Source organism: Affinirhizobium capsici, from assembly GCF_977018625.1.
On sequence record NZ_CDRNXD010000004.1, the window covers coordinates 935019 to 948751 of the forward strand.

Below are 13733 nucleotides of genomic sequence, written 5' to 3' on the forward strand. Positions count from 1 at the left end.
TTTGTTTTTATATTCCGCTGGAATCAGTTGTGTGCAGATAGATGTGGTTGCCTTCTGATTTGTTGAGCGAACAAGGATAAGGGTAGCCTATGAAGACTATCTCATTCACCTCGGCCCCGCATGACGCGGATGTGCGCAAGGCGATCAAGCCTGTTATCTGCTATCCGACTGCCACCCTGCCGAGACCGGATCTAGGGCAGTATCAAGCCATCAGGAATGATTTGGCTTTGGTAGAGCGGGTAACCGTGCCGCCGCGAGAGGCGGCAAGCTGGGAAGTGCCTGCGGGACATTTTTGCCGGATTGTTTGTTCCGAAGGTTCTCAGGTCGGCGACCTCAACCTCTTTAACCTGCACAACTTGAATGAACGGTTTTATAGCGGCAAGACGCGCGCTTTATGTGGCACCCATGTCGGTGTCGGCGATCAGCTGTTTTCAAGCTTCCCTTATCTGCGCCCCATGGCCACGATCACTTACGATATGTTGGATTGGTATGGGTTCGATGAGTTCGGCGGTGCCGTGCACGATGTAATCGGAACGCGGTGCGATCCGTATACGCACAACCTTCTGAGCAATGGCGGGCAATACCATCACTGCTGCCACTCAAATTTGACGCGGGCCTTGGCCAAGAAGACCGGCTTGCAGTTGGAGGAGGCCGAACGTCATGTGCATGATGTTCTCAATGTTTTCATGTGCACTGGCTTTACCAGAGACACAGGCCAGTATTTCATGAAGGCGAGCCCGGTCAGGCCGAATGACTACCTGGAGTTTTTTGCAGAGATCGATCTTTTGGGCTGCATGTCTGCTTGCCCCGGTGGAGATTGTTCCACGGTCCACTCATCGGATCTGGCCGAATGTTTCCCGCTTGTTGTAGAGATATTCCGGCCGAAGCGTGTTCCTTTGAACTGGCAGGCTCCGGCCGTGAATGGGTATGATCGCAGCCACGGCCTTGGCTGACCTTATTTCGAAGCGGACTTTTTCTTGCGCTCATCCGTGACGGGAGATGAGGCAGGAACTGGTTGGTCGGTGGATTGCGCTGTGGCAACCGGCGCTTCCTTGGGGCCTTCACCCATCCGGTTCCAGGCGTCCAGGCCCGCAATCTTGTAGGCTTCGGCAAGTGTCGGATAGTTGAAGGTGTTCTCGACGAAATATTCGACCGTACCCTTCAGGTTGAGAACGGCCTGCCCGATGTGCACCAGCTCGGTTGCGCCTTCGCCAACGATATGAACACCCAGCAGACGGCGGGTTTTCAGCGAGAAGATCATCTTCAACATGCCGGTATCAAGGCCCATGATGTGCCCGCGAGATGTCTCGCGGAAATGGGCGATGCCTGTCTCGTAAGGAATGCCGCGCTGTAGCACTTCTTCCTCCGAGAGGCCGCAGGTTGAAATTTCCGGTACCGCGTAAATGCCGTAGGGGAAGTACTGCGGAGGCTCGCTTGCCGGAACACCTACAGCATGGCGCGCAGCGATGCGGCCCTGTTCCATTGAAGTAGACGCAAGGCTTGGAAAGCCCACGACATCGCCTGCGGCATAGATGTGGGGAACCGAGGTCTGGAAGGTCTCGGGATCGACTTTCAGTCGCCCGCGATTGTCTGCTTCCAATCCGGCGGCCGCGAGGTTGAGTGTATCGGTTGCGCCGACACGCCCTGCTGCGAACAGTACCATTTCAGCTTGAAGCGTACGTCCGCTTTTGAGCGTGACGCGGCATTTTCCGCCATCGCTCTCCCGCTCGACGGTCTCGACAGACTGGCCAAAAATGAGCTTCATGTTTCGGTCACGTAGCTGGTAGGTGAAATCCTCGACGATTTCCTTGTCGATGAAATCAAGCATCGAATCACGCGGTTCCACGACCGTGACCTGCGTATCCAGCGCGCTGAAGATGGTTGCATATTCGATGCCGATAACGCCTGCGCCAACCACGACCAACGAGCGCGGCACTTTCTTGATCTCCAAGAGCTCATCGCTATCGAGAACGGCATCATTATCAAAGGGAATGTGCGGCGGGCGATAGGGGCGCGTGCCGACAGCGAGCAAGACAGAGGCCGAAGTGACACGTAAAACTTCGCCGTCGCTCTTTTCGATGTCCAGCGTATGCGGATCGACAAAGCTTGCGCGGCCCCGCAATTGTTGAACGCGGTTTCGGGAGAATTGGTGCTCAAGCACTTCGACTTCGTGGTCCAGAGTGATGAGAAGCCTGCGGCGAAGATCCTCGGCGCTGATCTCCTGTTTGACTTTGTAGGAGCGACCATAAAAGCCGCGTTCACGCCAGCCCGTAAGGTTCAAAGCGGTTTCGCGAAGCGTCTTGGAAGGAATGGTGCCAGTGTGGACCGAGACGCCGCCGACCCGGCGCCCTTGCTCGACCACAAGAACACGCTTTTCAAGTTTCGCGGCCTGAATGGCTGCTCTACGTCCAGCGGGTCCGCTTCCGATGACGATGAGATCGTATTGGTACATGATGAGCCTCGTCTTTCGTTGCAGCGCCTATTGCGCCGCAACATTACTGGACATCGAATATAACGTCCATTTCTGACCAATTCCTCACAGAGGCCATTTCGTTCCGCACAAATTCACAGAGCACATGCACAATTTCTGAGCAAAGCCAAATATGGCGAGAATTTGGCTTGACACATTAGCTTCATATAATGAAGTTTGAACCAATTCGAAAATGGTTCGCCCAATGGTACAGAACGCTTCCCCACCGGACAACGCCAATTATGCTTTGGAAAAGCTTCGCAATTTGCTGGCTAACGGGCAGTTCGGTGCGGATGGAAAGCTGCCAACCGAACGCACGCTTTCTGAAACACTTGGTGTGGGGCGGCGCGCTATCCGCCAAGCGCTGGAGGTGCTGGAGGCGGAAGGTGAGGTCTGGCGCAGGCAGGGTTCCGGCACTTATGTCGGGCCGCGCCCAGAAACCGTTGCAACCGGCGTCGACAAGTTGGTAGCGGGTACCGACTTCATGGAGATCATGGAAGTGCGGCTGCGCATAGAGCCACAACTAGCTCAGCTTGCAGCTTTACGGGCCAAGCCCAGCGAATTGGTTCGCATGCGGGAATTGGCACGAAAAATCCACGAGACTGAAGATGCCGATGCGCGCGAACTTTGGGATGGTGCACTTCACCGGCAGATCGCACAGAGCGCCCGCAATCAACTTTTCCTGACCATTTTTGATGTGATGAACCACGTTCGGCAAGATGAGGTTTGGCAGAGTGTTCGCGAAAGAGCGCGTTCAGGCACCGCCATCACCATAGCCTATGCGCAGCACGAAGACATTATCGACGCAATTGAAGCCCGAGATCCAGCTCGTGCTGGGGAAGCGATGCGTCAGCATCTGCTGATGTTGCAGGAGCGGCTTATTCGGGAAACGTCCTTCGATCACATTATGCCTGAAGAAAAGGCCGATGAGGTTTCGGAGATCCAAGCGAATTGACGGCATGCCGGGACGATACCCGCAAAGCCCAAGCCTGAAGAATAAGCAGGCCCAAATGAAGTTAAAGAATCCGACGATCAGAGGAGAATGATCATGAACCGCCTGCTTAAGATGACAACAGCGCTCGCGTTCGGCGCATTGGTGGCGTTGCCTGCTGCCGCTGCCGAACTGAAGATCGGCCTTCAGGACGATGCCGACGTGCTCGATCCCGCTCAATCCCGCAGCTTCGTGGGCCGCATTGTCTACACCGCCATGTGCGACAAGCTGGTGGATGTTTCGCCTGATCTGAAGATCATTCCTCAGCTTGCAACCGAATGGGCCTGGTCGGAAAACGGCAAGGTCTTGACCATGAAGCTGCGCGAAGGCGTTAAGTTTCATGATGAAACACCACTCGATGCTGCCGCCGTGGTTGCCACCATCGAGCGCAACCTGACCATGCCGGAATCGCGCCGCAAGAGCGAACTGTCTTCTGTCGAGAAGGTGGAAGCTGCTGGTCCGCTGGAAGTGAAGTTCACCCTGAAGCAGCCGGATGCAACCTTGCTGGCGCAGCTTTCTGACCGGGCTGGCATGATTGTATCGCCAAAGGCTGCCAAGGAATTGGGCGCTAATTTCGGATCGAAGCCTGTTTGCGCAGGACCCTTCAAGTTTGTTGAGCGCGTGCCGCAGGACCGGATCGTGCTTGAGAAGTTCGCGGACTATTGGAACAAGGACAACATCTTCATCGATAAGGTGACTTACCTTCCAATTCCGGATTCGACCGTTCGTCTGGCAAATCTCCAGTCCGGCGATCTGGACCTCATCGACCGTCTGGCACCGACAGATGCAGCAGCTGTTAAGGGTGATGCGAAGCTGAAATATGAGGCTGTCGTCAACATCGGCAACATGTCGATCTATGTAAATGTTGGAAACGGAGCGCGCGCTGAAAACCCGATGGGCAAGGACAAGCGCCTGCGTCAGGCTTTCTCGCTTGCCATTGATCGCGATGCGCTGATGCAGATCGTGTTTGAAGGCACGGCTGTTGGCGGAAATCAGCCATTCCCGCCAAGCAGCATGTGGTTTGACAAGAACATTCCGGTTCCCGCCCGTGATGTAGAAAAGGCCAAGGCTCTGGTGAAGGAGGCTGGTTTTGATCGTGTGCCGGTCGAAATCCAGATCCCGAACAACCCGGTCGTTCAGCAAACGATGCAGATCATCCAGTCTATGGTTCAGGAAGCCGGCTTTGATGTGTCGCTCAAGTCCACAGAGTTTGCGACGCTTCTCGATGAACAGACACGCGGTAATTATCAGCTGAGCCGGTCCGACTGGTCCGGTCGTGTCGATCCGGATGGCAATATCCATCAGTTCGTTACCTGCAAGGGCGGACTGAACGACACCAAATACTGCAACCCGGAAGTGGACAAGCTGCTCAATGAAGCTCGCGCATCGACCGATGAGAGCGTTCGCAAGCAGAAGTATGATGCCGCAGCCGTGATCCTGAACGACGAGGTTCCGATGATCTACATCGGTCACCAATCATGGATCTGGGGCATGAAGAAGGGCATTTCGGGCTTTGTTCCGTCACCCGATGGCATGATCCGCCTCACCGGCCTGAAAAAGGAAGGCTGAGGCCTTGCCGGCGCCGCAGTGTTCAGCCTGCGGCGCCACTTTCCCCGAATTTCCTGATCGAGGATGGCGCTGATGCCCGTCTATATTGGAAAGCGTCTGCTGGTCGCGATACCGACCTTGCTGATCATCTCCATATTCGTTTTCTCATTGCAGAAGCTTCTGCCCGGTGACCCTATTCTTGCCATGGCAGGGGAAGAGCGTGACCCCGTTGTGCTGGAACAGTTGCGCGAAAAGTATCACCTGAACGATCCGATTCCCGTTCAGTATGTCCGCTGGATCGGCGGCGTGATGCAGGGGGATCTTGGCGTTTCCCTGCGAACGAACCAGCCGGTGCTGGAACTGATTGCGCAGAAATTGCCGGTCACTATCCAGCTTGCGGTCATGTCCATGATTTTCGCGCTGCTGATTGGCGTGCCGATGGGCATTCTTGCAGCGGTGAAGAAGAACAGCATTCTCGATTATGTGGCGAATATTGCCGCCTTGTCAGGTCTTTCAGTTCCGAATTTCTGGCTGGGGATCATGTTGATCCTGCTGGTCTCCGTCAATCTTGGTTGGCTTCCTGCATCCGGTTACGAATCCATCTTTGTCGATCCCGTGCGCTCGCTGCAAACCATGGTGATGCCGGCCTTCGTTCTGGGCAATGCGCTCGCGGCCACGCTGATGCGCCATACACGGTCAGCCATGTTGAGCGTTTTGTCGTCCGATTACATTCGTACGGCACGCGCCAAAGGTTTGACGCCGAGGCAGGTCATTCTTAGCCACAGCTTCCGCAATGCGCTGCTGCCGGTTGTTACGCTGAGTGCGCTATTGTTCGGTGAACTTTTGGCTGGAGCAGTTCTCACGGAGCAGATTTTCACCATACCAGGCTTTGGCAAGTTGATCGTCGACGCTGTTTTTAACCGCGATTACGCGGTGGTGCAGGGCGTGGTTATGTGCACGGCGGTTGGTTTCATCCTCATGAACCTGATTGCGGATGTGCTGTACGTTCTGTTGAACCCTAGACTGAGGGCAACCCTATGAGCGCTGTTCAAACTGTTGCTGTACCAGAACCGAAAGAAAGCAGCCGTGCCTGGCGCAAGCTCAAGGCCAACCGCAGTTCAGTGGCAGGCTTCATCATCATTCTCTTCTTTGCGGCTCTGGCTATCTCCGCTCCTATCTTGCCGATACCAGACCCCTTGGCCACAAGCTGGTCTGCCATTCGTAAAGCGCCTTCCGCCGCTCATTGGCTGGGAACGGATGATCTGGGGCGAGACATTCTCTCGCGCATGATATGGGGTGCTCAGGCATCCCTCATGGCTGGCTTTTTCTCTGTCGCTATCGCTGTCATCATTGGCGTGCCATTCGGCATTCTGGCGGGTTACTTCGGTGGTTGGGTGGATCTCGTGATCTCGCGCATCACTGAGGCACTCCTGGCTATGCCATTCCTCATTATGGCGATTGCCTTGGCGGCCTTCCTTGGCCCAAGCCTGACCAATGCCATGATCGCGATTGGGCTTAGCGCCATGCCGATTTTCGTGCGGTTGACGCGCGGGCAGGTGCTTGCGGTCAAGCAGGAAGATTATGTGGAAGGTGCCCGTTCCGTCGGGCTCGGCCATGTTCAGATCATGACGCGTTACATTCTGCCAAACGTGACGGCTCCCATCATCGTACAAGCAACGCTGACAGTTGCTACCGCCATTATTGCTGAAGCCAGCCTTTCCTTTCTCGGTCTTGGTCAGCAGCCGCCTGCGGCAAGCTGGGGTTCGATGCTGAATGTAGCGAAGAACTTTCTAAGCCAGGCGCCGTGGATGGCGATGTGGCCAGGAATCGCGATCTTCCTGGTTGTTATTGGCTTCAACCTTCTGGGCGACGGGTTGCGTGATGCGCTTGACCCGCGTGAAAACTGATTTCGAAAGGTCCGATTGATGACTGAATTTACAACACGTCCGGAAATTCTCGGCACCTTTGGCGTTGTCACCTCCACGCATTGGATCGCTTCGGCAGTTGGCATGAGTATTCTGGAAAAGGGCGGCAACGCATTCGATGCGGCGGCGGCCACTGGCTTTGTGCTTCAGGTGGTTGAGCCACACCTTTGCGGGCCGGGCGGAGATATGCCCGCCATCATCTATTCGAAGAAAACGGATAAGGTCGAAGTGATCTGTGCTCAGGGTCCCGCACCCGCCAAGGCGACTATCGAGCACTACACCGCTGAAGGCATGAAGCTTATTCCGGGCGATGGCCTGCTGGCTACTGTCATTCCCGGTGCTTTCGATGGCTGGATGCTGATGCTGCAGAACTATGGCAGCATGTCTGTGCGCGAGGTGTTGGAGCCAGCAATCTATTATGCCGAACATGGTCACCCGGTTCTGCCACGCGTTTCCGCTACGATCAAAGGGCTGGCGGATTTCTTCGCCAAGGAATGGCCGACATCGCACGAAACATGGCTTCCGGGCGGAGTTGCTCCGGAACCGCACGCCAACTTCCGCAATCCCGTTCTTGCGGAAACCTGGAAGCGCATCATCGCCGAGTCCGAAGCGAAGTCGGGTAGCCGGGAAGATAAGGTGCAAGCAGCACGCGATGCCTTCTATCGTGGCTTCGTGGCGGAAGCGATTGATAGCTACCTGAAGACAGCCGAAGTGATGGATGCCAGCGGCCAGCGCCATAAGGGTGTTTTGACTGCGGAAGATATGGCGGGTTACAGCGCCACCATCGAACCTCCGCAGACATTCGATTACCACGATTGGACGGTTGCCAAGACACCAGCCTGGGGGCAGGGGCCTGTTCTGCTGCAATCTCTGGCGCTTCTCAAAGGCTTTGATTTGGAAAGCATGGACCCAACGGGTCCAGACTTTGTGCATCATGTGGTGGAAGCCATGAAGCTCGCTTACGCTGACCGTGAGGTCTATTACGGCGATCCGGAATTCGGTCAGATCCCGACGGAATATCTGCTCTCCGATGGTTACAATGACGAGCGCCGAAAGCTGATTGATTCTACGGCTTCCATGGAGCTTCGCCCCGGGCTCGTCCCGGGCTATGAGCATCAACGCGATGCGACCATGGCAATGTTGGCGGAATTTTCCGGCAAGGGTGCGGTTTATGAACCGACGATGTCTCACCTGACGGAGAAGAAGGGCGATACGGTTCATATCGATGTCATCGACCGTTGGGGCAATATGGTCTCGACAACCCCATCCGGCGGCTGGCTGCAAAGCTCGCCCATCGTGCCTGGCCTTGGATTTGCGCTCAATTCGCGTGCGCAGATGTTCTGGCTAAAGGATGGTTTGCCAACCTCACTTGCTCCGGGCAAGCGCCCGCGCACGACGCTCACGCCATCGCTGGCGCTTCATCAGGGCAGGCCGACACTCGCTTTCGGCACGCCGGGCGGTGACCAGCAGGACCAGTGGCAACTGCCATTCTTCCTGCGTTATGCCCACCACTCCAAAAACCTACAAGCGGCTATCGATGCGCCGCTATTCCATACCACGCACTTTCCGGGCTCATTCTACCCACGAACCTCGGAGCCGGGTCACATCATGGTGGAGGCGGGCTTCGGTGAAAGCACAATCGAGGAGCTTCGCCGCCGCGGTCATCAGGTAACGGTTGCTGATCACTGGACAGTTGGACGTCTGACAGCTGCCCGTCGCGATGCAGATGGGTTGCTACGAGCTGCCGCGACGCCGCGCCTGATGCAGGCTTACGCGGTGGGAAGGTAAGCTATGACCTACTCAATCGTCGCCCGAGACCCCGAAACAGGATATTTGGGGATTGCTGTTGCGAGCCGCTTCTTCGCGGTTGGCTCAGCTGTGCCCTACATGCGCGGCGGGCTTGGCGCTATCGCCACCCAGGCATTCGTCAGCCCGCTTTATGGGACCGAAGGTCTCAAGCTTATGGAGCAAGGCACAAGCCCGCAGCAAATCATTGAAAAACTGACTTCAGCTGATGATGGAGCTCAGCAGCGTCAACTCCACCTGATTGATGCTGAAGGCCAGAACGCTGCCTTTACCGGCGCAAAATGCGTGGATTGGGCGGGTCATCTCGTGGATGAGAACGTATCGGTCGCTGGCAACATGCTGGCCGGTCCGCAAGTGATTGAACAAACGCTTCGCGCTTACAAGAAAAGCGACCAGCTGCCTTTGGCAGAGCGTTTGCTGGCTGCCATGGAGGCAGGTGAAGCCGCCGGGGGAGATAAGCGCGGCAAACAATCGGCCGCGCTGGTGATTTTCCGGGATCAGGACTACGCCTGGCTTAACATTCGCGCCGACGATCATGCCGATCCTCTCGGCGAATTGCGAAGGCTCTATGCGGTTGCGCAGGAACGTTATCTCCATGTTGCGGAGACAATGCCGACCAAGGCGAACCCGCATGGCATGATCGACCGCACCATCATCGACCAGAAAATTGCTGCATTGGAAGCAGAGCGTGAAGCTGAAGGCCGCGCCTCTCAATCCCATGCCACACCATGGAAGCCGCAATGACTGCTAATCCCATTCTCTCAGTTCGCAACCTGAGCACTTCCTTCCGTGTGGATGGGCAATGGAAGCCGGTGGTCCGCAACATCAGCTTTGACATTTCGCCCGGTGAAACACTGGCGATTGTCGGTGAGTCGGGTTCTGGCAAAAGCGTGACGTCGCTTTCCATCATGCGGCTGCTGGCAAAGGACGTTAGCCGCATCGAAGGCGAGGTGCTGCTGAACGGTCGCAATTTGCTTGGGCTCAGTGAAAGAGAGATGCGGCATGTTCGCGGCAACGATATGTCCATGATCTTTCAGGAGCCGATGACGAGCCTGAATCCGATTTTCACAATCGGGCGGCAGATTTCGGAAGTTCTAACCCGCCACAAGGGCATGTCCAAGGCTGAGGCGCGCGCGGAAACGATCCGCATGCTGGAGAAAGTGCGTATTCCTAACGCGCATACCCGCTTCGATGAATATCCGCACCAGTTCTCAGGCGGTATGCGCCAGCGTGTAATGATTGCCATGGCACTTGCATCGCGCCCCAGGTTGCTGATTGCAGACGAACCGACGACCGCGCTGGATGTGACGATTCAGGGCCAGATACTCGACCTTATCAAGACCCTGCAGGAAGAGGAGGGCATGTCTGTTCTCTTCATCACGCATGATATGGGCGTTGTCGCGGAAATTGCAGATCGCACGGTTGTCATGTTCCGAGGCGATGCTGTGGAGAGCGGTCCGACGGAAAAGATATTCCATTACGGGGAGCATCCCTATACCCGGGCTCTGCTTTCGGCGGTGCCGAAGCTTGGCTCTATGGAGGGGCAAGATGCGCCTCTGCGTTTTCCAATTGTGGATACCGCGACGGGCATCATAACGGAACCCGTTCCGGCTGTGCCGCCAACCCGTGAAATGCAGCCTGTTTTGCAGGTGAAAAATCTCACCACTCGGTTTCCAGTGCATTCCGGCCTGTTTAGCCGGCAGACGGGAGCGATCCACGCAGTCGAGAATGTGTCATTTGATCTGAAGCAGGGCGAGACGCTTTCACTGGTGGGCGAATCCGGTTGTGGTAAGTCCACAACGGGCCGTTCCGTCATGCGACTGATCGAACCGACCTCAGGCGATATTCGTCTTGATGGGTTGAACGTTCGCGAACTTGGTACGTCTGATCTCCAAAAAATGCGCAAAAGCATTCAGATGATTTTCCAAGATCCGTTCTCAAGTCTGAACCCGCGGATGAATGTAGGGCAGGCGATTGCAGAACCTTTCCTGAAGCATGGCATGGGTACAAAGGCTCAGGCGCGGGAAAAGGTAGCCGACCTGCTGGAGCGGGTTGGGCTTTCCGCCTCTATGATGAACCGCTATCCGCACGAGTTTTCTGGCGGTCAGCGCCAGCGTATTGCCATTGCACGCGCACTATCGCTGAACCCGAAGGTCATTGTGGCGGATGAATCCGTCTCGGCGCTTGACGTGTCAATCAAGGCGCAGGTGTGTAATCTTCTGCTTGATCTTCAAGAGCAGCTGGATCTCGCTTTCCTCTTCATCAGCCATGACATGGCCGTTGTGGAGCGGGTGAGCCACCGTGTGGCCGTGATGTATCTGGGCGAAATCGTGGAAATAGGGCCGCGCGCGGCAGTCTTTGATAACCCGCAGCACCCTTATACGAAGAAGCTGATTGCTGCGGTGCCGGTGCCAGACCCTGCTCGTCGCGGCATACGCCGAGGCTTGATGGATGATGAGTTGAAAAGTCCTGTGAGGCCCGTGCACTACCAGCCGCCCAAGCGGCACTATCGCGAAGTGTCAGCGGGGCATCTGGTGCAAGTCACATAAGCATTGGATGCGTCAGATCAGGCGAAGCCCTTTGAAGCTGACGTGTCCATCTTTGCCGATGATGATGTGGTCATGAACGGTGATACCCAGCGGTTTCGCCGTTTGGATGATCGTGTTGGTCATGTCGATATCCGCGCGGGAAGGGGTCGGATCACCGGATGGGTGATTGTGGACAAGGATAATGGCCGTCGCGGAGAGTTCGAGTGCGCGGCGAACCACTTCGCGAGGATAGACTGGGGTGTGGTCAACCGTTCCACGCCCCTGCACTTCATCGGCAATCAGTACATTGCGCTTGTCGAGAAACAGGATGCGGAACTGTTCGCGTGCCTCATAGGCCATGGCCGCATGGCAATAATCGATAACAGAGGACCAGGAGCCAAGCACCTGCTTGCCGCGTAATTCACTTTTCAGAATGCGTTGTCCCACGCTGGCGATCAGTTTTAGGTCCAGGGCGACGGTCTCGCCGACCCCCTTCACCTCTTGCAGCAATTGAACCGGCGCACCAAAAACGCCCGCCAGATTGCCAAACCGCTCAATGAGAGCTTTTGCGATGGGCTTTGTGTCTCGCCTCGGGATGAGACGAAACAGCAGGAGCTCAAGAATTTCATAGTCCGCCAGCGCGGTATCGCCGTTTTCCCGATAGCGGCTTCTTAAGCGTTCACGGTGCCCGTGATAATGCGCGGTCTTCTCATCATCTTTATCCAGAGCGACGGGCTTTCGCAGAGCGCTGGCCTTGGGCGCCTGCTCGGCAAAATAGCTTCGCTCATCCGGAAAAAGTTCAAGAGAGTCTTCACCCTCTTCCGAGAGGCCGGAGTTTCCGGTCTTCGGTTCTGAAGATCGCGGCATCTTTCACCTATTTCAGCGGCGGCAAACCAGGTCGGTCCAAACCGCCAGGCGAAAGCGTAAAGATCTCGCAGCCTGTCGCCGTTACTCCCACGGCATGTTCATACTGGGCGGAGAGGGAGCGGTCCCGGGTTACGGCGGTCCAGCCGTCTGAGAGAACCTTCACATGTGGTTTGCCAAGGTTGATCATCGGCTCGATGGTGAAGATCATGCCTTCCCGCAGCTCGGGGCCTTCATTGGCGCTTCCGTAGTGCAGGATGTTCGGGCTGTCGTGGAATAGCCGACCGACACCGTGGCCGCAGAAATCGCGCACTACGGAGCAGCGCTCGGCCTCGGCAAATGTCTGAATTGCTTCACCGATGGCGCCGGTTCGAACGCCCGGTTTGACAACTGCAATTCCGCGCATCAGGCATTCGTGGGTGACTTCGAGCAGACGCTCGGCCGCACGCTTGATCTGCCCGACTGGATACATGCGGCTTGAATCGCCGTGCCAGCCGTCCACGATGTAGGTGACGTCAATGTTGACGATATCTCCCTCGCGAAGCGGCTTATCTTCCGGCATGCCATGACAGACAACATGGTTCAGCGAGGTGCAGACGGAGTATTTGTATCCACGGTAGTTCAGGGTTGCGGGCAGCGCCCCGTGATCCATGCCGAATTCAAACACGAAGCGGTCAATCGCGTTTGTCGTGACGCCAGGCTGAACGATAGACGCCAGTTCATCCAGACACCGCGCTGTCAACTGACATGCCTTGCGCATGCCGTCGAAATCATCCGTCGTGTTGTAGAGCCTGATTGCGCCCGTATTCTTACGGGGCGCGGTTACCGCATCGATGTAAGTTACCATGGATTCACTTTCGTCTCACTTCCTGCGGTTTTAATCAGCCTGCTCGCTTTCGTCTATCGCGATCAGCCTGTCGGGCCAAATTCCCTCACGAGTGATTTTGCAATTAAGAGCATAGGCTTCGACGCCCTGTTTCCGCGCATGCTTAAAAGCCTTGGCGTAAGCGGGATCGAGATCGCTGCAAATGCGCAGTTTGGTGCAGTCGCCGCGCTGGATGACGTAAAGCATCACGCCGCGCGCGCCAGATTTTACGACTGTTACAAGCTCTTCCAGATGCTTTGCTCCACGGGCAGTGACAGAATCGGGAAATTCAGCCAATCCTTGTTGGCGCATGAAGTGGACATTCTTCACTTCCACATAGGCTGGAGGTGACATCTCGCTCGTCAGCAAAAGATCGATTCGCGAATTGATGCCGTAACGCTGCTCCCGGCGCAGAGTAGGGTAGTCCAGCAGGCGCGACATGATGCCCCCTAGTACTGCCTCTTCAGCAATGGGGTTGGGCATGGCCGTATTGATCCCGACCAGAACTCCATCTGCCTTCACCAGTTCCAGCATATGCCGATACTTGCGGGTGGGGCTGTCGTGCAACGAGAGCCATATTTCAGAGCCGGGCGCTGTCAGCCCGCGCATGGAACCGGTATTGGGGCAGGAACCGGTGATAAGCGTGCCGTCTGCCAATTCGGCATCAAACAGAAACCGCTTGTAACGCCGGATCAGCTTTGCTTGCACAAGTGGATGCGAGAACTCCATGCGGGTG

12 protein-coding genes are annotated in these 13733 nt (G+C 56.1%); 8 read left to right on the plus strand and 4 right to left on the minus strand.

What is annotated here, in order from left to right:
- The first annotated feature begins 89 nt into the window (after positions 1-89).
- A complete protein-coding gene (locus tag AC0JZ1_RS07905; RefSeq protein ID WP_471881850.1) occupies positions 90-953 on the plus strand; it encodes an urea carboxylase-associated family protein in 864 nt (287 codons plus the stop codon).
- A gap of 2 nt (positions 954-955) precedes the next feature.
- On the opposite strand, the gene sthA is transcribed toward AC0JZ1_RS07905, so the two are convergent.
- Positions 956-2452, minus strand: a complete 1497-nt coding sequence (gene sthA / locus AC0JZ1_RS07910; protein WP_471881851.1) for a Si-specific NAD(P)(+) transhydrogenase — start codon at positions 2450-2452, stop codon at positions 956-958.
- A gap of 223 nt (positions 2453-2675) precedes the next feature.
- Here sthA and AC0JZ1_RS07915 point away from each other — a divergent pair, with 223 nt between their 5' ends.
- The 7 genes from AC0JZ1_RS07915 to AC0JZ1_RS07945 all read left to right on the plus strand — a co-directional run bounded on the left by AC0JZ1_RS07915 (position 2676) and on the right by AC0JZ1_RS07945 (position 11289).
- The gene (locus AC0JZ1_RS07915; protein WP_471881852.1) at positions 2676-3425 is read left to right on the plus strand and encodes a FadR/GntR family transcriptional regulator; all 750 of its coding nucleotides are present in this window, start codon (positions 2676-2678) and stop codon (positions 3423-3425) included.
- A 93-nt stretch (positions 3426-3518) separates the two neighbouring features.
- Entirely contained in the window at positions 3519-5030 is a 1512-nt protein-coding gene (locus AC0JZ1_RS07920; protein WP_471881853.1) for an ABC transporter substrate-binding protein, read from the plus strand.
- 72 nt (positions 5031-5102) lie between these two features.
- Complete coding sequence (locus AC0JZ1_RS07925; RefSeq protein ID WP_471881854.1) at positions 5103-6050, plus strand: ABC transporter permease; 948 nt, start codon at positions 5103-5105, stop codon at positions 6048-6050.
- The gene (locus tag AC0JZ1_RS07930; protein WP_471881855.1) at positions 6047-6916 is read left to right on the plus strand and encodes an ABC transporter permease; all 870 of its coding nucleotides are present in this window, start codon (positions 6047-6049) and stop codon (positions 6914-6916) included. Before AC0JZ1_RS07925 ends, AC0JZ1_RS07930 begins: the two co-directional genes overlap by 4 nt.
- Positions 6917-6934: 18 nt before the next feature.
- Positions 6935-8722, plus strand: coding sequence for a gamma-glutamyltransferase family protein (locus AC0JZ1_RS07935; RefSeq protein ID WP_471881856.1), 1788 nt, complete (start codon positions 6935-6937; stop codon positions 8720-8722).
- Positions 8723-8725: 3 nt separating this feature from the next.
- Positions 8726-9484 (plus strand): DUF1028 domain-containing protein, encoded by a 759-nt coding sequence (locus AC0JZ1_RS07940; protein WP_471881857.1) that lies wholly within the window; start codon positions 8726-8728, stop codon positions 9482-9484.
- Entirely contained in the window at positions 9481-11289 is a 1809-nt protein-coding gene (locus tag AC0JZ1_RS07945; protein WP_471881858.1) for an ABC transporter ATP-binding protein, read from the plus strand. Before AC0JZ1_RS07940 ends, AC0JZ1_RS07945 begins: the two co-directional genes overlap by 4 nt.
- Before the next feature lie 12 nt (positions 11290-11301).
- Here AC0JZ1_RS07945 and radC read toward each other — a convergent pair whose 3' ends face one another.
- From radC to sfsA, 3 genes are read right to left on the minus strand one after another with little or no spacing between them, the layout of a single operon-like run.
- Positions 11302-12135: a RadC family protein gene (gene radC, locus AC0JZ1_RS07950; protein WP_471881859.1), complete on the minus strand. Its 834-nt coding sequence runs from the start codon at positions 12133-12135 to the stop codon at positions 11302-11304.
- 7 nt (positions 12136-12142) lie between these two features.
- Entirely contained in the window at positions 12143-12979 is an 837-nt protein-coding gene (gene map, locus AC0JZ1_RS07955; RefSeq protein WP_471881860.1) for a type I methionyl aminopeptidase, read from the minus strand.
- Positions 12980-13009: 30 nt separating this feature from the next.
- Positions 13010-13726, minus strand: a complete 717-nt coding sequence (sfsA, locus tag AC0JZ1_RS07960; RefSeq protein ID WP_471881861.1) for a DNA/RNA nuclease SfsA — start codon at positions 13724-13726, stop codon at positions 13010-13012.
- Positions 13727-13733 lie beyond the last annotated feature (7 nt).